At 65.8% G+C, this 21,082-nt stretch carries 12 protein-coding genes; 4 read left to right on the top strand and 8 right to left on the bottom strand.

Annotated elements, in window-relative coordinates:
- Positions 1-59: 59 nt before the first annotated feature.
- Both B4A39_RS05840 and B4A39_RS05845 read right to left on the bottom strand, forming a co-directional pair.
- Positions 60-1,190 (bottom strand): hypothetical protein, encoded by a 1,131-nt coding sequence (locus tag B4A39_RS05840; RefSeq protein WP_292034301.1) that lies wholly within the window; start codon positions 1,188-1,190, stop codon positions 60-62.
- A gap of 23 nt (positions 1,191-1,213) precedes the next feature.
- Positions 1,214-1,513, bottom strand: a complete 300-nt coding sequence (locus tag B4A39_RS05845; protein ID WP_292034316.1) for a PadR family transcriptional regulator — start codon at positions 1,511-1,513, stop codon at positions 1,214-1,216.
- Between the two features lie 405 nt (positions 1,514-1,918).
- On the opposite strand from B4A39_RS05845, the gene B4A39_RS05850 reads away from it, so the two are divergent.
- On the top strand, positions 1,919-5,725 hold the full coding sequence (locus B4A39_RS05850; RefSeq protein WP_292034302.1) for a LamG-like jellyroll fold domain-containing protein: 3,807 nt from the start codon (positions 1,919-1,921) through the stop codon (positions 5,723-5,725).
- 138 nt (positions 5,726-5,863) lie between these two features.
- On the opposite strand, the gene B4A39_RS05855 is transcribed toward B4A39_RS05850, so the two are convergent.
- From B4A39_RS05855 to B4A39_RS05865, 3 genes are all read right to left on the bottom strand, one after another.
- Positions 5,864-7,321, bottom strand: a complete 1,458-nt coding sequence (locus B4A39_RS05855; protein WP_292034303.1) for a glycoside hydrolase family 28 protein — start codon at positions 7,319-7,321, stop codon at positions 5,864-5,866.
- Positions 7,322-7,363: 42 nt separating this feature from the next.
- Positions 7,364-9,541: an alpha/beta hydrolase family protein gene (locus B4A39_RS05860; protein WP_292034304.1), complete on the bottom strand. Its 2,178-nt coding sequence runs from the start codon at positions 9,539-9,541 to the stop codon at positions 7,364-7,366.
- A 257-nt stretch (positions 9,542-9,798) separates the two neighbouring features.
- A complete protein-coding gene (locus tag B4A39_RS05865; RefSeq protein WP_292034305.1) occupies positions 9,799-12,594 on the bottom strand; it encodes a TonB-dependent receptor in 2,796 nt (931 codons plus the stop codon).
- A gap of 348 nt (positions 12,595-12,942) precedes the next feature.
- Between B4A39_RS05865 and B4A39_RS05870 the strand changes: the two genes are divergently transcribed.
- The 3 genes from B4A39_RS05870 to B4A39_RS05880 all read left to right on the top strand — a co-directional run bounded on the left by B4A39_RS05870 (position 12,943) and on the right by B4A39_RS05880 (position 17,329).
- The gene (locus tag B4A39_RS05870) at positions 12,943-14,298 is read left to right on the top strand and encodes an MFS transporter (RefSeq protein WP_292034307.1); all 1,356 of its coding nucleotides are present in this window, start codon (positions 12,943-12,945) and stop codon (positions 14,296-14,298) included.
- Entirely contained in the window at positions 14,298-16,145 is a 1,848-nt protein-coding gene (locus B4A39_RS05875) for a hypothetical protein (RefSeq protein WP_292034308.1), read from the top strand. The genes B4A39_RS05870 and B4A39_RS05875 overlap by 1 nt, the downstream gene beginning before the upstream one ends.
- Positions 16,146-16,222: 77 nt before the next feature.
- Positions 16,223-17,329, top strand: a complete 1,107-nt coding sequence (locus B4A39_RS05880; RefSeq protein ID WP_292034309.1) for an SGNH/GDSL hydrolase family protein — start codon at positions 16,223-16,225, stop codon at positions 17,327-17,329.
- Here B4A39_RS05880 and B4A39_RS05885 read toward each other — a convergent pair.
- From B4A39_RS05885 to kdgD, 3 genes are all read right to left on the bottom strand, one after another.
- A complete protein-coding gene (locus B4A39_RS05885) occupies positions 17,326-18,900 on the bottom strand; it encodes a carboxylesterase/lipase family protein (RefSeq protein ID WP_292034310.1) in 1,575 nt (524 codons plus the stop codon). The two genes, B4A39_RS05880 and B4A39_RS05885, sit on opposite strands and share 4 nt — an antisense overlap.
- Positions 18,901-18,910: 10 nt before the next feature.
- Positions 18,911-19,810, bottom strand: coding sequence for a LysR substrate-binding domain-containing protein (locus B4A39_RS05890; protein ID WP_292034312.1), 900 nt, complete (start codon positions 19,808-19,810; stop codon positions 18,911-18,913).
- Between the two features lie 62 nt (positions 19,811-19,872).
- Positions 19,873-20,817 carry a 5-dehydro-4-deoxyglucarate dehydratase gene (gene kdgD / locus B4A39_RS05895; RefSeq protein WP_292034313.1) on the bottom strand — a complete coding sequence of 315 codons (945 nt, stop codon included), beginning with the start codon at positions 20,815-20,817 and terminating at the stop codon, positions 19,873-19,875.
- Between the last annotated feature and the right edge of the window lie 265 nt (positions 20,818-21,082).

A 21,082-nucleotide genomic window follows, 5' to 3' on the forward strand; every position in this document is an offset into this window, starting at 1 on the left:
CCCTGCGCCTTCGCCGCCGCCCTGTCTCGCGGTTTTCGGACATGACGGCGCCGACCGGCTCAGCGGTCGCGGGCCGTCGCGATGCGCCACAGGTTCTGCACGATGCTGAAACCGTAACCGATCATGGCGATCACCAGCACCCAGCTCAGGACGGCCCCCAGGGTCACGGCGGTCTCTTCCAGTCCGCGCCCCTCCAGACGCAAGGCCCGCAGCAACTCCGTGCCGATCCGGTCGGCCGGACCGCCCACGACCGGCGCGACCTGTTCGCCCTGGCTCAGCGTGAACCACCAGCCCGCATCGAACAGCCGCCAGGCGATCCAGACGGCCGCGCCCGCCAGCGGAATCCTCAGCGCCCAAGTGATCCGATCCGCTCCGCCGCGCGCCAGGGCGATGGCGTCCACCGCCATCACGGCCACCACCCAGGCCAGGATCACGCCATACAGGCTGGCCCAGATCGGCGCTGCGGCCACCGCCACCTCGCCGCTCCGCAGCGTGAACTGACCCAGGCCCTCGAAACGGATCACGCCCATCCACCACAGCAGGAAAATCCCGCTGAAGACGATGGACCACAGGACCTCGGCTATGCGCGGCGCCTCGGCGCGCACGCCCCAGACCTTCGCCCCCTTGGGCAGCCATTCCGCCTTCGCCTTGTCGCTTCCCGCCATGGACGCGCCCCACTTGGCCGGATCAGCCAGACCAAAGGCCGACAGGTCGCGCACCCGCCATTTCGTCAGCCAGGCGGGCTTGATGCCGTAATGCTCCATGATCGCCCCGGCCAGCGTCAACGCTCCCAGCAGGGTCAGCGCGCCGGAGAAGAAGCCGTGGAAGGCCTGGCTGATCGCCCGTCCGAAATCGGCTGGCGCGCCCAACACATGGACCAGCAACCCCAGCGCCTGCACCGCCGCAATGACGATCAACCCCGCCTTGGCTCCGAACAGCCAATAGGGGAACAGCTCGGGTCCGATCAGGCTGTCCGGCCCCTTGCGATAGCGGGCGGCGACGACCAGGGGATGGCCGATCTCGTGCAGGATCGCCTCCTTCTCGTCGTCGGTCAGGGCCCGGCCCAGTTCTTCCTCGCGCGCCTCGACGCGGCTCAGGATCAGGTCGCGCAGTTCGGCGACGATGTCCTCGCGGTCCTCGGTCGGCAGCTGGGCCGCCACGGCCTCCAGATAGCGTTCGATCACGTCCATGTCGGTCTTCCTCCCCCGAGCGTTCACAGCATTCGATCCAGCGAGGCGTTGATGCCGCGCCATTCCTCGGTCAGGGCGGCCAGCAGGGTCTCGCCCTGCGGCGACAGGACGTAGAAGCGCTTTTTCCGCTTCTCCTCCTCGCGCCATTCACTGGTCAGCAGCCCCTGCCCCTCCAGACGCCGCAGCAGCGGATAGAGGGTGGATTCCTCCATCTCCAGGCCGTCCGCCGCCAGGGCCTGACGCAGGGTGTAGCCGTAGCGCTCGGTCCGCAGGCAGGCGAGCACCGCCAGCACCAGCGACCCTCGCCGCAGCTCCAGCCGCATCGCCTCGAACACCGCCTTGTCCACGCCGCCTCGCCTCACCTGTCGCCACATAGTGTGTGACGCACAGTGTATGGAACACACTGTACGAGACTGTCAATTCTATTCGTCCTGACACACTGTCAGGACCACTTAGCGCCCGCTCAAAACCACTCAGGAACAAGCGCAAGCTGAGACCGACCCTCAGCAGCTTGCCCCTGAGGCCATCGGGAACGGCTGCGTTGAGCCAGTGGTGAACATTGGCTGGCAGCCCCGTTTCGGACCCTCGACATGCCGACCGCGCCAGTGGGGCTCGGATTCGTCCGATCAAGGTTTTTGACACCGGTATCAGGTCGTGATCTGAACAGGCGGGACCCAGGTCGCAAACACATGATCCAGCGCGGCAGACGCAGGACGTGGGAGGACATCATGAGACTGAGCACCCTGTTGATGGCGAGCGCGGCCCTGTGCGCGCCTCTCTTCTCCGGCGCGGCGCGGGCGGACGACGGACTGCTGTTCCACCTCTCCGCCGACCGGAGCCTGAAGGCGGACGTCGCCGGCGGACAGGCCGAGCCGACCTTTGTCGACAAGGTCGCCATAGTGTCCGAGGGCGGGCGCTCGGGCGGCTATCTTCAGGCGCAGGACGATCAGGTGCTGGCCTGGTCCGCGCCCGGCAATATCCAGGCCCAGCGCGGCGCCCTCTCCTTCTTCTGGCGTTCCCGTTATCCGGTGGGACAGAACCAGTTCCCGCTGTTCCGCGTCAGCTACGCCAACCATTCCAGCTGGGACATGACCTTCCTGCGCATCGACTGGAATGGTCACGGCTTCGACGCCTTCGTCACCGACGCCAACTTGGCGCGAGTGCGCGTCTCGTGGGAAATGCCCCAGACGCCCGCGTCCGACCAATGGACCCACATCGCCTTCACCTGGGACGAGACCACCGGCGTCAAACTCTATGTCGACGGCCGGCTGGTCGCACGGAAGGATCAGCCCGCCCTGCTGGATGCGGGACTGGACCAGTTCGGACCGCACAGCCGCATCATCAGCCCCATCCAGGTGCAGAGCCGCTACAACTTCCTGCGTGGCGGCGATCTGGACGAGATCCGCATCTACGATCATGCGCTGGACGACGCGGCTGCAGCCGCCCTGGCCGAAAACCGGGAGCCGACGCCCGCGACGGCCGCGATCGACTGGCGGCCGACCTGGAACCGCCGCCATGGCTTCGACGGCGCGCCGCCGCCCTATCTGGCGGACGCGAGCACGCGCATCCGCCGTGTCGAATTCACCGACCAGCGCGATGTCGCCCAACGCATGTGGAAGGGCAACGACGGCATCCGCGAGACCACCTGGCCCGGCGTTTACAACCGCTCGCGTCTCGAGGGGCGGCATGACTATTTCACCCTGCCTGACTGGAACGTCTATTCGATGGGCGGCAAGGCGGGGACATGGTTCCTGCCCGACGAGCCCTGGAACCAGATCGAGATCCAGGGCGCGGCCTATGGCCGACTGTCGGTCCTGACGGACGGAACGGTTCCCGCGGGATCGGCCCAGGTGACGGATGAGGGCGAGTTGCTGGCCCGGCGACGTCAGGGGGCGGAGCGGACCACCACCCGCCTCTCGGTCGAACGCACAGGCGGCGCCGTCCGCTTCGTCAACGAGGCCCAGGAAACCCCGATCGAAGAGATCGGCGCCTATCGCGTCTCGCCCGGCGCCGCGCCCGCCGGGATCGGCCGTTTCGACTTCACCATCCGCGCCGACGTCGATCCGAACTACACGACGGTCAAAGACGCGACCGATTTCATCGCCGGCCGCTATCCGGCTGAGGAGCAGACCATCGTCGCCGCCCTGCCCGGCGGGGCTCCGACCTTGCCGCGCACGCGCCGATCTGGCGATGCGCGGCCCATCGTTCATGTCGTCATCCCTCAGGACTTCCGCACCCAGGCGCCGGGTTTGCCGCTCAGCCGGGGCGGACCCGTGTTCGGCTACGAGAATTTCGGCGGACTGGACGGAATCGAACTGACCTTGCCGGCGTTGGACATCGCCCCCACGCGCGACGGCCTGATCCCGCTGAACATCCGCATCAAGGATCCGCTGACGCCGACCCGCGACCTGATGGACGTCAATGTCTCGGTCAAGCCGGGCGAGGCGCGCACCCTCTGGCTGGACACGCGCGACCGGATCCTGCCGTCAGGCAAGGGGATCTATTTCACCGTCGTCTCGGCGGACCCGGCCTTCGGCGCGGACAGTCTGGACGGCGCAAAGGTCGCCCTGGTGTTCAAGAGCCGCGAGGAGGCGCGGATCGAGCACGAGCAGGACCGGTTCGAACAGGTGCGCGACAACTACGGCTTCCTGGTCGAGGAACGCCAGAACACCCGCGAACTGGGATTGTTCAACCGCTTCTATGAAGATCTGACGGACCTGTTGCGGGTCAATCCCGGACATCCGGGCGGCGTGCGCTACTGGGCGGAATGGAACCCGCAGCAGCCCCTGCCGCCTGTCGCGCTGGAGCCGGCGCCCGAGGGCGTTCCGGCCTGGGCCTGGGGCCAGACCCAGGCGCTGAAACAGGCGGCCGACTTCGTGAACTGGTGGATCGACAACCGTCAGGTCGAGGGCGAGTTCGGCGGCGGTCTTTCCGACGACACAGACCTGACGAACCAGTGGCCCGGCCTGGCCCTGATGGGGGTCGAACCCGACAAGCTGAACGCCTCTCTCAGCGCCATGATCGACGCCATCTACCGCAACGGCATGTTCACCAGGGGTCTCGGGACCATCGTGACTGACGAGCTCCATGTCTATGAGGAGGGCGTCAACGCCATCAGCCAGTCAGCCTATATGAATCCCGGCGACCCCCTGACGCTGGAACGGCTGATGGAGACGGCGATCCGCTATCAGGATCTGACGGCCGTCAATCCGCAGGGTAACCGACTGCTGGTCAGCAACTATTTCAGCGGCGATCACGTGGTCACCGAGACGCCGTGGCAATGGTCCAAGCCCTATTCCTACATGATCTTCCATCCCGGCATCCTGCTGGTGGACTGGAACGGGTCGCCGGAGTTGAAACGGCTTCTGCTGGAACTGGCCGATGGCTATCTGGCTCACGGCAAGCAGGACGCCCAGGGCCTGTGGACCTATCCGACCGAGATCAACTGGCCCGACGGCGCGACGCGCGGCGGCGCCAGCCCGCAACAGACGAATCTGCTGATGTGGGCGGCCTGGCGCTGGACGGGGGATGACCGCTATCTGCGCCCCATCGAACAGGTTCTGCGCAGCGGCGGCGCCGGATCCCTGGCCGGGATCATCACTTCGGACATTCCGACCGCGCTGAACCGCCCCGAACTGGCCGAGGCCTGGATCGCCGCCGCCCGCTCGCCGAACGCCGCGCCGCTTGCGCTGCACGGCGCCTGGGCCGCGACCGGCGACAAGACCTATCTGGAGCGGCTCTACGACGGCCTGCGCAGGGACGCCGGGTTCCGAATGCCTATGATGACCGAGGATCACTGGTGGGTGGACCGGGTCGAAATCCCTACCGTGGAGCTGCAGCGTCAACGGCTGGGCGGCGTCGCCCTGTGGCGCAACGCCATCGTGCCCGGCCATCTGATCGGCTGGCGGTTCGATCAGGAAGCGGACGCCGGGAAGCTGGCCGTGCTGGTGCGCGAGCCCAGCCCGACCGGTTTCCGCATCCTCGCCCACAATCTGTCGGACGCGCCCATCCACGCCGTCCTGACCGGAGCGGGCGTTTCGACAGGATCCTGGACGATGCGTCAGGGCGTTGATGCGGACGGAGACGACCACGCCGATGCCTCCTCGTCGCCGCGCGCCTTTGATTTCGGTCGCGACCAGACGCTGGACCTGACCTTCGCGCCCGGCGTCACGACCGTCGTTGATCTCAAACTGGACGGTCCCGAGGTCGATATCCTTGCGCGCCCCGACCTGGCGATAGGATCACATGAGATGAGGTGGCGCGGCGATATTCTGGAAGTCGCTGTCCATTCGCTTGGCTCGATCGGCGCGCCCGAAGCGCAACTGCAACTGGTGGGGGCCGACAATGAAATCCTGGCTCAAACTGTGATAGCGCCCCTCGAAGCGCCGAACGACCTGCGCCCGCGAACGACGACAGCCCTCCTTCGTGTGGCGCCCGGAGCCGATACGGCCGGTGCGAGAGTCCGGGTCCTTTCGACGGTGAAGGAGATATCGAGCGCCAACAACGAAGTGATTGCGCCGGGACGCAGGCGATAGGGGACCGCGTCCAGACCCCTGCTGCGCATCACCGGCGAAGTTCCAGAAAAGCCCTGCCCCGCCGAGACGCAAACGGTCCAGCGGCCGGCGCGAGGGCGATCATCAGCTCATCATTTAAATCAGGCGCTGAGCCCGCGGTCAGTTGGGGCGCCCCGGCACGACCGCCAAAGCATAGGCTGGCTCGGCGGCCCCGATCGGCGCGGGGACGTCCGGAGGAACCAGCCGGGCACTGCCCTCAAGGCCACGTCCGCTCACGTTATCGCTGGCGAGGCGCGGCCCGCTGTAAACGCTGACGTCGATGTTCGAGAGCTCAACGTTTTTCATGTTCGCCAGTGTGATGCCGCGACCCGCCGTGCCGCTGACATCACGCAGGACAAAGCCGTCCAGCGGCTTGTCGGGGTGGATTTGCACCGCTTCGACAAGCACGGGGACATCGACGACCTTGATCCGTTCAAACAGGAAGTTACGGATCGTGGGAATGCCTTCCAGCCCAGGAACAGGAAACTGATCCTGTTTGCCGCCTTCCAGGATATTGATGCGCAGGAAGCCGTAGCCCGTATTCCTCACCTCGAGGTCGCGCATGGCTATGTCTTCGATGAAGGCGCCGCGGCCCGGACGGCTCTTGATATAGATGGCGAAGGTATGGGCCGCTTCGCACAGGCATCGCTCGACCAGCACGCGCCTGACGCCGGCGGAGGTTTCTGATCCGATGCCGATGCAGGCCCAGCGACGGTCGATGAAGACACAGTCGGTGATGGTGACATCTTCGGTTGGCCGATCGATCACAAAGCCTTCCATGCCGCGTCCCGATTTCAGCGAAATGCAATCGTCCACGGTGTCAAAGCGGCATTGATCTATAATGACGCGTCGGCAGGAATCGACGTCGATCCCGTCAGCCCGACCATTCACCATCAGGCCTCGAAAGATCACATCGTCACAATAGACCGGATGGATCGACCACTGGTCGTTCTGTTGCGTGAACAGGTCAGAGACGGTCAGGCCCTTCACGTCCACAAACTCCAGAAGGCAAGGGTGACGCAGGCCTGTTGAAGCCTCGATCCGGCGCTCGATCGCGTCGGACGCCAGGATGCGCCCCTTGCCCGTCAGGATGATGTTGGTTTCACCCTGGGCCGAAATCAGTCCGATGTAGCCTGGCGTCCACTTGCCTTCCCAACGGACCTGAGTGACCGGATAATCAGTGATGTCGGGCGATCCCTGAAGCGTGGCGCCGTCCTCGATCCGCAAGACAGTGTTCGAGCCGAGGCGAATCGCGCCGATGAGATAGACGCCGGGGCTGATGATCACCTCGCCGCCCCCAAGGACGGCGACCCGATCCAGCGCCGCCTGCAGGGCCGCCGTGTCCTTGACCACTCCGTTTCCGACAGCGCCGAAAGCGCGTGGGTCCAGCTTCAGCCCGTTGCTGGGTTGCGGTGTTGCAGCGGGCAAGGTCGGGACCGCTGGGCCCCCCGCCACGCTTGGGACAGGGATGATTGACGGCGGCGGACGATGCGCGGCGGCGGTCGTCGTCGAGGCGGCGACCAGCCCCGCGACGCCGGAGCCCGCCAGAAAGCGGCGTCGGCTGGAGGAGAGCGTCATCGAATACTCCATAGCGAGAGTGCAGGCTGGGTGTTGTCGGCCTCAGGGCCGATAGGCGGCCGCTTGGCTGCGGTCGAACAGGGACGGTGAAAGCACGACGCTTGGCCGTCCGAACAGCGCCTGCCGACGGGCGGCGCCTAGCGCTTGACCGCGACTGTCGACCGGCGACGAGACGACGACCGAGCCAGGCGGCATGGCCGCGACCAGGTCCGGCAGATCGTAGTGCTTGAGAACGCCTGGCAGATTGACCTCGGGGGTATCGAGGCTGACAGGCGCGTCCACGATGTCCCGGTAGCTGGCCAAGGCTTCGTCCAGAAATATCCGCTGCACCCTGGGGTCAAGGACCCCGGCCTGGAGAGCGACCGGCCCCATGATCCCGGATCCGTGCAGAGCAATGCGGCTGGCGTCGACCGACGGCTGGGCGACCAGCCAGTTGATCGCCTGAACAGCATCGTCCATCCGCATGCCGGGCACCGTCTTGCCTACCAGAAGGGCGCGCAATGACAGCAGGCCCCAGTCGCCGACAAGGGCGGACTTCACCTCTTCAGTTCCGCCCCATCCACGAGGACGCAGGGCGAAGACGTTCCATCCGCGCTCGGCGTACTGGTCTATCAGGCCTCCAGCCTGACGCAGCGCCTCGGGCGACTCGTCGGTCAGGAGGACCAAGGCGGGCCGCGAGGCCCCTTCATGACGGGCGTAGAAGCCGTCCAGGATGACACCGGGCTCGCTGCTTATGCGCAGGGCGTCGATCCGGTAGCCTTGGCGCTGGTCACGCTGGAAGAAGGCAACGCTCGGCGCAGGGGCGCCGGGGGCGGCGGTCACACGCGCGACGTCGCGAATCCGTCTGGCCAGTTCGGCGCGCGCCTCCGGGCCGGTTCCGCCGGCAGGAAGCGCAGGGGGGCGCAGACGATCCGCGCGCTGGCGGCTGAGCGTCTGCACCGTCTGAGCCTCGAAAGCGGTCGAGACTTGACCGGTACTGGTGACGAGCAGGTCTTCCGGCGCGGGAATCCGGACCTCATCCATCACGACCGGCGCTTCGTCTCCGTTGAGGGTCTTCAGGAAAAAGCCGATGATCTGGGGGGCGACAGGAGCAAGCGCTCCGTGGCCGCCGGGACCGACGATCCACTGGACCTGGTCCTCCGCGCCGAACAGGCGGTAGAAACGGCGCGCATCTTCGTAGGCGGCTTCGGCTCCCCCAAGGGGGAAGCTGTCGTCATGCGTAGAGACAATGGCGAAGGGGCGTGGAGCCGCGGCCAGCACCCAGTCAGTGACGTTGTAGCCCCTCGCAATAAAGTCTGGCAGCGATTGCTCGGCTTCCTGCGGCCCATAGGTCGGAATCATGTGTTCGAAGTCGCTGATGTAGCAGCCGGCGGCGGCAGCCTTCACCCGCGGATCCAGGGCGGCCAGATAGGCGCTGACCATGCCGCCGCCCGAGCAGCCCAAAGTTCCAAGGCGCGTGGCGTCGACATCCGGTCGAGATGAAAGATAATCGAGGCCCCGCATGGCGTCCCAGACGAAGTAGCGGGCGGGATTGTCGCCGATCGGCAGGGTTTGCTGGAACGCCAAGGTGTGTTCGCCAGTCGCCCCTCCGGCTCGCGCTACGCCGCGATCGGGGTCGAAGGTCTGGAGCCGTTCGCCGTGCCCGAGCACGTCGTAGAACATGACCACCACGCCGCGCCTGGCCAGTTGGGCCGCGATCTGCGCTTGGACGCCGCCTCGCACCTTGCCGTCGGCGCTGTGACCAGGCGTCAGGAGCACGGCGGGATGAGCGCCGGGCGTTGCAGGCACATAGACGTTGGCGGTCAGATAGAAGCCGGGCTGGCTTTCCAAGATCACGCGTTCGAGGCTGAAGCCGTCGAGCGAGATGGCGCCAACCGTTCGCGCCCGCAGCGGGGTGCGCGCCTCCGGCAGTCCGCCCATCAGGCGAACGGCGTCGAGCCGGAAGCTCGCCTGGTAGGCCTCGGCCTGCCGCTGGTCGGAGATGGCGTCAACGCGCGCGCGTCTGTGATCAAGGTGCGCCATGGCGATGGCGTCGAGGTAGTCAGTCAGGGCCTCGCGGTTATCCGCGCGAGGCGTCCAATTCCGCTGAGAAGGTCGCTGACCGCCCTCGCTTCGGGTTGGGTGCGAAGCCGTCATCGGAACCTGCGCCATGGCCTGTACGGCCGTGGCCAGCACGAACCAGGATGCAACGCCCGCCAAGGCGCAACGGCGTGAAGACATCACCCACCCTCCCTGAGACACGGGACCGCTAATGTCGCGGAGGCCCGGATTCCTTCCCTCGGATCGGCGGCGCCGGTCTGTGCCGGCTACGCCTCCCTGTGGAACAGGGTTCGTCAGGTAACACTGGGGGCCAAGACCTTTCTGCGTATGGATCCATGCCCTTTCGGCATGATCCTCTGACGATGCGCCGCGCGCAAAAGAACGCCGCCCCTCGTCAAAGGGACGGCGTCAAGCGCGGGTTTCAGGAGGAGGCCCGCTTAGAAGATGTACCGCAGACCGACGAAGAACTGCCGACCGGTGTGGCTGTAGACATTCAAACGATTGCTGGCGTCGACATACTGATCATTGAACTCGTCAGTGAGGTTAATTCCCTCAATGCTGACCTTCAGCTTGTCGCTGATGGCGTATGAGGCCTGCATGTCGAAGTTCATGGTCTCATTAGTGCCGTGAACGCTGTTGCCATCGTTGCCCGGAACCGCCGTCAGGTAGCCCTCGCGGTAGGCGGCCGAGCCCCGGATGCTGAACTTGTCGGTCTCGTAGTAGATCGTGGCGTTCCAGGCGTTCTTGGACAGACCCGTCAGCGTCTGGGTAATGGTCGGGGCGCCCGGCGTCGTCGAGGTCAGATACTCGATGTCGGAATCGACAAAGGTGTAGTTGGCCTGAACGCCGAAGTTTTCCATCCATCCTGGCAGGAAGCTCAGACGTTTCTGAAGATTGACTTCGAAGCCCTTCAGCTCCCCGCCCGGCGAGTTCACGGGCTGGCTTACAGCGAACAGATCGGTCGGCAGGGCCGAGGTGCCGTCCAGCAGCGAGTTGGGCAAACCAAGCTGGTTGAACGGGATATCCTGCCGCAGGTTTTGAACGAACGAATTGATCTTCTTGTAGAACAATCCCACGGCGAACAGGCTGTCGGCGTCCGGATACCATTCCAGCGACAGGTCCAGATTGTCGGACTTGGTCGGGTCGATATTGGGATTGCCTGAGGAGAAGCTGCGGTTGGCGCCCTGGATGCCGACGTCGCCACCCGGCGTCAGCACGCTGATCGAAGGCCGGGCGATGGTTTGTGCAGCCGAGATGCGCGCCACGACCGTGTCGGTCAGGTCCACAGCGAGGTTCGCCGCCGGAAGGAACATGTCGTACTCGCGACGGGCGCGAACCAACTGGATGGTCGACCCCACGGCGGCGTAGCCGTCCGAATACTGCTCGGTCAGGACGTAGCGTGCGCCAACGTCGCCTCGCCAGTTCAAGCCGAAGGCGTCGAAGCGGAAGTCCGCCTGCAGATACGCCCCCATATCCTTCTCATCGACGGTGATATACTGCCCACGGGCCGAAGAGTTGTTGAGGCCGGTCAGCGCGTAGATGCCGTTACCGGAATAGATGTCATAGGTTGCGATGAACTTATTGAGGTCGGGGGCCAGCCAGCTGGTCGGAGCCCCCGACGGCAGGCCGAGATCGCGTCCGAAGCCCGAGAAGACCTTCGACACATCGGCCAGTTGCTGGGGGGTCAGCGTCTGCACGACCGTTTCCGACGTCCGATACAGGCCTTCGGAATCAAAGTGGAAGCGACGGAAATCAATCCCGGCCTTCAGGGTGATGTTCTCGTTGGCGTCGAACTCGCCGTAGGCCTTGGCGGTCGAGAAGCTGTTGGTCACTTCGGTCGGGCGGATACGCACCTCGGACGTGCCGTTGATCATCGACCAGTTGGCGGGGTTGGTCAGATCGAAGCCGAAGTCGAACTTGGGCATCCGTGACGTGAAGTCGTACGAGAAGCCGTTGGTGTTCGCCCGGTCGAAAGTGACGATAGTCGACACGGGGTTGGTGAATTCCGAACGCGAATAGCCGCCGATGAAGCCGGAGCGGAACCGATCGGTCCAGTTGCGGGTCGCGGTGAAGGTGTACTGCTGGAATTCGGTTTCCAGTTCGTCGTGAGCCGACTGGGAGCGCACATCAACAGCGTCAAATACGCCCTGAACGATATTACGTCCGTCGACTGTGCCTGAACGGATGATCGTTTGCGGCTTGCCTGTTCCGCCGCGGCTAAAGCCGATGGCCTGAAGCTGGGCCTCGTCACGCGTGCTCTTCACGTCCGAATACAGGACATCCAGCGTCAGGAGCGTCTGATCGTCTGGTTTGAGCTGGAACGAACCGGTCAGACCCAGACGTTCGGTGTTGTGATCATACTGAACATAGGAGGGAATCCGCGGGTGATAGAGCGCCGTGGACGTGTTGGTGTTGTTGATCTGGCCGATCGCGTAGCCGTTCAGAGTCGACGAAGGATGGAAACCACCATTCGCGCCGCCAAAGGTCCAGCGCGTGATATTGGCGCCTTCCTCAAGGATATGACGCTCTTCATAGGCCGCCGAGAACAAGGCGCCGAACTTGCCGTCCATCCAGGTGTTCGAGGCCAGCAGGGTGAAGCGCGGCTTCACATCCCGCGCCAGGTCGTTGTAGCTGGCTTGCACCCCCATCACGAGGGTCGGCTCGCGATAGTCGAACGGGCGGGCGGTCTGCAGGTCCACCGTGGCGCCCAGCGATCCCTCCTCCACGTCGGCCGAGGCCGACTTGCGCACCGTCAGGCTGTTGAACAGCTCGGACGCGAACATGTTGAAGTCGAACCCGCGCGAGCGGTTGGTGCCGCCTGAGTTCACCGTGCCGCCGGTGGTGGCGATGGCCTCCATGCCGTTGACCCGGACGCGGGTGTATTCCGAACCCAGGCCACGCACCGAGATCTGGCGACCTTCGCCATTGGCGCGGCTGATGGTGACGCCCGGCACGCGCTGCAGCGATTCGGCCAGGTTCAGATCGGGAAAGTCGGCGATGTCCTCGGCCTTGATGACATCGACGATGCCACTCTCTCGGCGCTTGGCGCTCACGGCGCTTTGAAGACTGGCGCGGAAGCCGGTGACGACGATCTCGTCGACCTGGGTTGCGGGCTCGTCCTGAGCCGGCGCATCGGCCGATTGGGCATACGCCCCTCCGGCGCTGGCCATCAGGACCGCCAGGACCGAAGCCCCGGTCTTCAGCGCAAATTGGAATCCATGCGTGGAACGCATCGCCTCTTCCCTCCCTGTTCGCCAGCGTTTCGCCGGTCTTTCTATGGGCCGCGAGATCCGGGGAACTCGCGCTGCCGTCGGTCACCCGATCTCGCAGAATGACGATAGGTTCACCTGATCGATGCACGCCAATCCGAAGAAGGCATGAACCGATGCAGGATATGAACTGATACCGGTTTCCTACTGATACCAATTCTGGATCGATCAATAAGGATTTTAGCTTAGACGGCTGCAGGACTTCCTGACTATCGTCGATTCCAGAGCGCCCGAAGAGGCGCAGCACAGGGAAGAGACGGCCAGCGGCGATCGGCGTCCCGGTCTGGTCTCGCAGATCGAGGAAACGCCCAGATGATCGACGGGACAGTTGCGTCCGCGCCCGCTGCGACCCAGCGCCGCACCCGCGTGCGATATGGCATCCTTCTGCTGATCTTTCTGCTGACGACGATCAACTATGCCGACCGGGCGACCTTCTCGATCGCGGGCGACGCGGCTTCGAAAGACCTGGGGCTCGATCCGATCCAGATGGGCTACATCATGTCGGCCTTCGCCTGGGCCTATGTGATCGGCCAGATCCCCGGCGGCGCCCTGCTGGACCGCTTCGGCACCAAGCTGATCTATACGATCGCCATCGCCGCCTGGTCCTTCTTCACCCTGGTGCAGGGCTTCTCGGGCTTCCTCGCCGGCGGCGCCATCTTCGCCGGCCTGTTCGCCATGCGGTTCATGGTGGGTCTGGCTGAGAGCCCCTCCTTCCCCGGCAACGCCCGTCTGGTCGCCGCCTGGTTCCCGGGCTCCGAGCGCGGCACGGCCTCGGCCATCTTCAACTCGGCGCAATACTTCTCCCTGGTCGTCTTCGCCCCCTTCATGGGCTGGCTGGTCCATACCTTCGACTGGCATTCGGTCTTCTTCGTCATGGGCGGCCTGGGCCTGATCGCCGCCTTCGTTTTCTGGAAGATGGTGCGCAGTCCCGTCGACCATCCCCGCGTCAACAAGGCGGAGCTGGACTATATCGAAGCGGGCGGCGGCCTGGTCCGCATGGAGGACCGCACCGTCACCAAGTCCGCCGCCTTCAGCTGGGCAAACGTCAAGCAGGTGCTGGGCAGCCGTATGCTGATGGGGGTCTTCATCGGCCAGTACGGCATCAACGTCCTGACCTACTTCTTCGTGACCTGGTTCCCGATCTATCTCGTCAAGGAGCGCGGCCTGAACATTCTGGAAGCTGGTTTCGCCGCCGCCGCCCCGGCCCTCTGCGGCTTCGCCGGCGGGGTGCTGGGCGGGATCATCTCCGACGCTCTGCTGAAGAGGACCGGCTCGCTGACGATCGCCCGCAAGACGCCGCTGCTGATCGGCATGCTGCTGTCCGCCCTGATCATCGCCTGCGCCTATATCGACAACTCCGCTATGATCGTGGTCGTCATGGCCGTGGCCTTCTTCGGCAAGGGGATCGCCTCGCTGGGGTGGGCCGTGGTGTCCGACACCTCGCCGCGTGAGTTCGTCGGCGTCACTGGCGGCATCTTCAACACCTTCGGCAACTCGGCTGGCATCGTGACCCCCATCGTCATCGGCTATATCGTGGCCGCGACGGGCTCGTTCGACGGCGCCCTGTGGTTCGTCGGCATCCACTGCCTGCTGGTCATCGCCGCCTACTTCCTGATCACGGGCAAGATCGAGCGCCTGACCCTGACGTCGACCGAGGCCAAGGCCTGATGCGGCTGGATCGTCGACAGATCCTGGCGGGCGCCTCGGTCACGGCGCTGGGCACGGCGCTCAGGCCCGCCGCCGCCCACGCCGCCCCGCTCCAGGTCGTCGCCCCCATGGCCGCGCCGACCTGGGCCTTGCTGCAACGCGAGCTGATCCGCGCCAACACCGAGGCGTGCGAAGCCTTCTACGCCCGCTATTTCGACGAGCGCGGCTACTTCCTCTGCTTTGAGCGCTGGGGCGCCAACGACGGGCCTGACGACGCCATCGAGAACGTCAACGGCTGGCCCTTGCTCCACGCCATCGGCGCGCCCGACCGGGTCAAGGCCATGTACACCCAGGCTTGGGAAGGCCACCTGCGCCAGTTCACCGAGGCGAAGACGACCGAGGTCGAAGTCGCCCGCGAGGGCATGTTCTTCAAGGAGTTCAACGTCCAGCTGGACTGGCAGCATCACGCCGAGGAGATGACGCTGTTCAACGTCCAGGGCCTGTCGGACCCGGACAATCCCCGCTTCCGCGATCGCGCCCGCCGCTTCGCCGGCCTCTACATGGGCGAGGATCCGACTGCGCCGAACTACGACCCTCAGCACAGGATCATCCGCAGTCTGATGAACGGCTCCAAGGGACCGATGCTGCGCAAGGCGACGGCGTTGGACTGGGCCGGCGATCCCTTCGACCCGACGCACTTCTTCATGGAGCACGGCGAAGAGACCTACGAACAAACGCTTCAGCATTATGAGGAATACACCGACGTCGTCGGCGACCACCCGCTGAACATGTTCTCGACCTGCCTGGCGCTGAACGCCTTCATGCTGGAGCATGAACCGAAATACCGGGAGTGGCTGCTGGGCTACATCGACGCCTGGGCGGAACGAGCCAGGGCCAATGACGACATCCTGCCCTCGAACGTCGGACTTGATGGAGTGATCGGATCGGCCGCCGACGGCAAGTGGTGGGGCGGCGCCTACGGCTGGGGCTTCAGCCCGGTCAATCCGGTGACAGGCAAGCGCGAGGACCGCAATCGCGTGCCGCGCACGGCCATGGGTTTCTTCAACGCCTACCTTCTGACCGGAGATGACAAGTATCTGCAGACCTGGCGCGCCCAGGCTGACCGCATCAACGCCCAGAAACGCACCGTCGACGGCAAGGTCCAGACTCCGACCATGTACGGCGCCGACGGATGGTATGGATGGCGCGACGGCCTGCATCTGAACAACGCGCTGGATATATGGTGGCTGTCTATGAAAGACAGCGACCGCCGCCGCGCGCCGGATCATCCCTGGGTCGCCTATCTGGAAGGCCGCAACCCCGAGTGGGTCGAAAGCGCCCTGCGCGCCGATCTGGGCAAGGTGGCCGAACGCGCCAAGGCCCAGCGTGAGGACACGACCACGCCGGACACGCGGCTGGCCGACGGGGTTCTGGACGTCAATCCGTGCAGCGTCACCGCCCTGATGCACCAGACCATGGGCGCCCTGCACATCGCCCGCCCGTCGTGGGCGCCGAGCAGCGCCAACGCCGGCGGCTCCCCCCTGTTCGCCCGCCTGCGCTACTTCGACGCCGACGCCCGCCGCGCCGGTCTGCCGCCGGACACCGCCGCCCTGATCGACCGGATGACGGCGACCGAAACCGGCGTCACCCTGGTCAACCTCAGCCAGACCCAGGCCCGCACGGTCATCATCCAGGGCGGCGGCTATGGCGAGCATCGCATCCGCGACGTCCATATCGGCGAAAGCCGCCGAACAGTGAACGCCGCCGACGTCAGCCTGACCCTGGCGCCGGGCGCGGGGGCGCGTCTGGTCCTGACCATGGATCGATACGTCAACACACCGACCCTGAAGTTCCCTTGGCGACGCTAGGACGGCGTGCGCTAGCCGGTGCGCTGGGCCTGTCGCTGATAGCGGCCGGCTCGGGCGCCGCTGCGCAAGACCGTTGGGTGGCCGCCTACGCCTTTGCGCCGTCGTCCACCGCGGGACCGTCAGGACCGGCCTCGGCGCCCAATCCCCATGACGTGCGCGGCCCGCTGGGTCCAGACGTCGTCGAGGGTGTGACCCTGACCCATGCCGTAATGGTGACGGCGTCCGGCAGCCGCCTCCGCCTGCGACTGTCGAACGCCTATGGCGCCGAGCCGATCACTCTGGGCGCAGTGACCGTTCGCGTTGGGGACACGACGCGCGAGGTGCGCTTCAACGGCGAGCCTTCATCGGTCATGCCGGCCGGCGCGCCGCTGGTGTCGGATCCGGTCGATCTGCCCGTCGCGGCTCTGGAGCAGGTCAAGGTCAGCATCGCCCTGCCCCACGCCACCCGACTGCCCACGCATCGCTGGCGTCAGACGTTGCGAGGCGCTGAAGGCGGGGAGAGCGCACCTATGCGCCTGGGCGCCCTGCTGGCGGGGATCGAGGTCGAAAGCAGTACGCCGCCCGGCGTCATCGTGGCCTTCGGCGATTCCATCACCGAGGGCACAGGCGCCTTGCCGGACGGCCCCGGCGGCTGGCCTGAACGGCTGGCCGCGCGTCTGGTGGAAGCCGGCCGTCCGTGGGCGGTCATCAACGCCGGCATCGGTGGAAACCGCCTGTTGAACCAGGGATCGGGTCCGTCAGGTCTGGAGCGTCTGGACGGCGACGCCCTGGCGCCCGCGGGCGCGCGTTGCCTGATCCTGCTGGAAGGCGTCAACGACATCGGCCGCCCTTCGCGGCCGCAGTACGCCCACCAGGCCGTAAGCGCCTCAGACCTGATCGCCGGCTATCGTCAGGTCATCCGCCGCGCCCATGCGGCGGGGCTCAAGGCCGTGCTGGCGACAGTGCCGCCGTTCGAAGGCGCCAACTACTTCACCCCTGAAGGCGAGGCGATCCGACAAACGGTCAACGCCTGGCTGCGCACCCAGACCGAAGCCGACGGGGTGGTCGACTTCGACGCCGCGCTTCGCGATCCCGTCGCGCCTTCTCGCCTGCAGGCCGCCTTCCACAGCGGCGACTGGCTGCATCCGTCCGACGCCGGCTATCAGGCCATGGCCGAAGCCATTCCGCTGGACGTCTGCGACTAGGTGCCCTGTTTCAGGAAGGGCGCAGTCTGGAACAGGCGGCGCTCGTCGGCGCGCGGGTCGTTCTCGCTGCGGCTGTCCACGTCGAAGATCATCGTCGTCCGCTGCGGCAGCGTGTAGCGATCCCAGCGGGGAATGGCGGCGTTGTTGGGGTCCCCGGTGCGTGCGAAGGCGATGAAGGTCTCGCTCATCGCCTCGGCCGCCCGCTTCGCATCCGGCCCTGCCCCCGCCTTGGCTTCGGTCTTGTCGCAGTTGTCGAACGCCAGGCCGATGTCGAAGCCATGATAGGCGCCGCGCCATGGCTCGACCGGAGAGGCGAAGTCCAGCTGATACATCCAGGTCGGGCCGTTCAGTTTGGCGCGCTCCTCCGCCTGGATCAGGTGCCCTGGCCGTGAACGGCCGCACGTCGCGGCGGCGACGAACACCTCTCGGGGCGTCATCTTTGGGAACCGGGCGCGATACCAGTCGACGACGTACTGGGCGTTGAGATCCAGGACAAACTCCGGCGCGAGGCGTGGCGCGATGTTGTCCCAGGTGATCTCCGGCGCACCAGGACCGCCCGCCGCGCCGCCGCCGAACTCGTCGTGGGTATTGCCGATGATCATGGGGATGTGCCCGCTCTCGCGCGGCGCGTCCGGCACGAACGGGTGTCTTGGCAAGGTGTGATGATCCATCACCGAGTGGAAATAGATCCCGCCCTTCTCCAGCGGGTCCGCCATCTGAAGCGCCTCGACCAGCCGCCCGCTCGGCAGGGTCGCCAGCTCCGCCGCGCGATCCGCCGTCAGCCCCAGATGATCCAGGAAACGACGCATCCGCAGCTCCGCATGCTGCGGCCCCATGGCGGTGACGTGCTGGCCGCTCATGGTGATGACGCGATGATAGAGACCGGCCGCGCGCGGCATGGCCATCAGGGTCACCAGCTTGCCCCCGCCGCCTGACTGACCGAAGACCGTGACATTGGCCGGATCGCCGCCGAAGTTCGCGATATTGTCGCGCACCCATTCCAGCGCCAGGATCAGATCCAGATTACCGATGCTGCCCGAGGCCGCGAACTCGCCGCCCAACAGCTGTCCCAGACCGCTGTAGCCAAAGACGTTGAGGCGGTGATTGAGCGTCAACACCACCACGTCGCCGCGTCGGCACAGGGCCGCGCCGTCATACAGGGGACTGGAGCCCGAGCCGTTGGCGTGCGCTCCGCCGTGAACATAGACCATGACCGGCCGCCCCCCGCGGTCCGCCAGGGCGGGCGTCCAGACGTTCAGGAACAGGCAATCCTCGCTCTGGTCCGGTTCGGCGCTCTTCTGGGGCGAGGCGTGGCCGTAGGCCGTGGCGTCCGTGATCCCGCTCCAGGGCGCGGGCGTCTGTGGCGGACGAAAGCGGCGAGTGCTGGTGTCCGCCCCATAGCGAACGCCCTTGAACACCTTGATGTCGCGATCGACATAGCCTCGCACTCGGCCGTACCGCGTGTCGGCGACCGGCGCCGCACCCTCGGCCTGCACGCCGCCCGCCATCGCGGTCAGCGCAAGCCCCCCGCCCAGTGTGCAAACGGCGCGTCGCGTCAGGTCCTGGGTCATGCAACGTCCTTCAGGGGGTTTCGTCCTCGACCTGGGCCCGGAACAGGTCGAGCAGCGGCTTCAGACTGGGGTTGTCGTTGTCGCGGCGCCAGGCCACGAACAGTTCGACCGGGCGAGCCGGCGTAATGTCCAACGGGCGGAACTCGACTCCGTCGAAATGCAGACGCATCGCCGCTTCCGGGACGATGGCCGCACCGATGCGAGCGTGAACGAGGGCCAGGATCGAGTGGATCTGGCTCATGTGCTGGACCTGCTGCGGGGAAACGCCGGCGGCGTCGAACAGGCCGCTGAGCATGCCGTGGAAATAGCCGGCCCCCTCGGGCGCATACATGATCATCGGCAGGGCGTCGAAGTCGCCCAGGGACACCACGGCCCTGTCGAGCCGGGGATCGCCCGAGGGCAGGGCGGCTACCAAAGGCTCGGTCATGACGCGCAACTTGTCGAACTCGGGCCGATTCAACGGTGGCCTGATCAGCCCCAGGTCGATCCGCCCGGTCAGCAGGGCCTCGATCTGTTCGCCCGTGACCATTTCCCGCAACGCCAGATCGACGCTGGGCAGGCGCTCACGCGCCAGTTCCACCAGCCGGGGCAGGAAGCTGTAGCCTGAGGCGGCGGTGAAACCGATCGCCACCCGGCCGGCCTCGCCACTGGCGATCCGCCGCGTCGCCAGAGACGCGGACTCGGCCAGACGCAGGATGCGCCGCGCCTCGATCAGGAAGGACCTGCCCGCAGGCGTCAACCGCACGGACCGGCTGGTCCGGTCCAGCAGCACCACGCCCAGAATGCGCTCGAGCAGTTGAACCTGCCGGCTCAGCGGCGGCTGGGTCATGTTCAGCCGCACGGCCGCACGGCCGAAATGAAGTTCCTCGGCCACGGCGACGAAGCACCGTAGTTGGCTCAATTCGAACATGGCGCGCCCTCCATCGGATCGATCAGCCTAGGCGCTTCGATCCGATGGGAACAGGCCATGCCCTAGGCGCTCGCCGCCAGCTTGGCCGGCGTCGCCTGGATGCGGGCGATCAAGGTCTGAAGCTCGGCGAATTCACTGTCCTTCAGATCGACCAGCGGCGTGCGCACAGGGCCGGCGGAGCGGCCGATCGCGGTCATGCCCGCCTTGACGATCGACACGGCGTAGCCCTTGCCCTTGTTGCGCAGGGCGATGTAGGGCAGCACGAAATCGCGCAGGCCCGCCATGATGGTGTCGTGATCGCGCGCGCGCACCGCCTTGTAGAAGTTCAGCGCGAAGTCCGGCACGAAGTTGAAAATGGCCGACGAATAGGTCGTCACGCCCATCTCCAGATAGGCCGGGGCAAAGGTCTCGGCCGTCGGAAGGCCGCCGATATAGGTCAACCGGTCGCCCATACGGGCATAGACCTGCATCATCAGTTCAATGTCGCCCACGCCGTCCTTGAACCCGACCAGGTTCGGGTTGCGCGCACACAGAGCCTCCAGCGTGTCGGCGTTCAGGATGGCGTTGTCGCGATTGTAGACGATGACGCCCAGCTTGGTGGACTTGCACACCGCCTCGACGTGGGCGGCCAGACCCTCCTGCCCCGGGAACATCAGATAGGGCGGCAGCAACAGAATGCCGTCGGCGCCCGCGGCCTCGGCGGATTGCGCCATCTCCACGGCCGCGGCCGTGCCGTGACCGGCGCCGGCGATGACGGGCGTGCGCCCGTTCGTCTCGGCGACAGCAGCCTTGACCACGGCCTCGACCTCGGCCGGCTTCAACGAGAAGAACTCGCCCGTCCCCCCTGCTGCGAACAGGCCGGCCAGCTCATTCTGCAGCATCCAGTCGCAGTGCTCGCGATAGGCCGCTTCAACAAAACGCCCTTGGGCGTCGAAGTGGGTGACCGGAAAGGACAGCAGACCGCCGCCGATCGTGCCGGCCATCTCCGCCGGGGTCATTCTGGACATGGAAATCCCTGTCATCTCGCGGCTGAGCGGCCCCAACGGCGCTCTGCATTGCTCGCGTCTGATCAGGACCGTATCGAGGGGCACCATTCCGGTCTAAGCCAAATGAGCTATCGATTGATGCGGTTTTTGGCTTGATGCGACAACTTTGGATCAATGCCAAATCGCTCTTGATCCATACCGTCTCGAACAGTTCGCATCGGGTCGCGGGACGGCTAGATCAATCGGGAGAACGACGATGATGAAGGGACCAGTCCATGACCGACAC

Origin of the sequence: Brevundimonas sp. UBA4553, assembly GCF_002387245.1 — a bacterium.
Taxonomy (GTDB): Bacteria; Pseudomonadota; Alphaproteobacteria; order Caulobacterales; family Caulobacteraceae; genus Brevundimonas.

What these genes read in the sequence shown, in the direction of transcription:
- kdgD (WP_292034313.1), bottom strand. Translation starts at nt 20,817, where the DNA reads ATGTCCAGAATGACCCCGGCGGAGATGGCCGGCACGATCGGCGGCGGT.
- B4A39_RS05845 (WP_292034316.1), bottom strand. Translation starts at nt 1,513, where the DNA reads ATGCGGCTGGAGCTGCGGCGAGGGTCGCTGGTGCTGGCGGTGCTCGCC.
- B4A39_RS05870 (WP_292034307.1), top strand. Translation starts at nt 12,943, where the DNA reads ATGATCGACGGGACAGTTGCGTCCGCGCCCGCTGCGACCCAGCGCCGC.
- B4A39_RS05865 (WP_292034305.1), bottom strand. Translation starts at nt 12,594, where the DNA reads ATGCGTTCCACGCATGGATTCCAATTTGCGCTGAAGACCGGGGCTTCG.
- B4A39_RS05840 (WP_292034301.1), bottom strand. Translation starts at nt 1,190, where the DNA reads ATGGACGTGATCGAACGCTATCTGGAGGCCGTGGCGGCCCAGCTGCCG.
- B4A39_RS05890 (WP_292034312.1), bottom strand. Translation starts at nt 19,810, where the DNA reads ATGTTCGAATTGAGCCAACTACGGTGCTTCGTCGCCGTGGCCGAGGAA.
- B4A39_RS05850 (WP_292034302.1), top strand. Translation starts at nt 1,919, where the DNA reads ATGAGACTGAGCACCCTGTTGATGGCGAGCGCGGCCCTGTGCGCGCCT.
- B4A39_RS05855 (WP_292034303.1), bottom strand. Translation starts at nt 7,321, where the DNA reads ATGACGCTCTCCTCCAGCCGACGCCGCTTTCTGGCGGGCTCCGGCGTC.
- B4A39_RS05885 (WP_292034310.1), bottom strand. Translation starts at nt 18,900, where the DNA reads ATGACCCAGGACCTGACGCGACGCGCCGTTTGCACACTGGGCGGGGGG.
- B4A39_RS05875 (WP_292034308.1), top strand. Translation starts at nt 14,298, where the DNA reads ATGCGGCTGGATCGTCGACAGATCCTGGCGGGCGCCTCGGTCACGGCG.
- B4A39_RS05860 (WP_292034304.1), bottom strand. Translation starts at nt 9,541, where the DNA reads ATGTCTTCACGCCGTTGCGCCTTGGCGGGCGTTGCATCCTGGTTCGTG.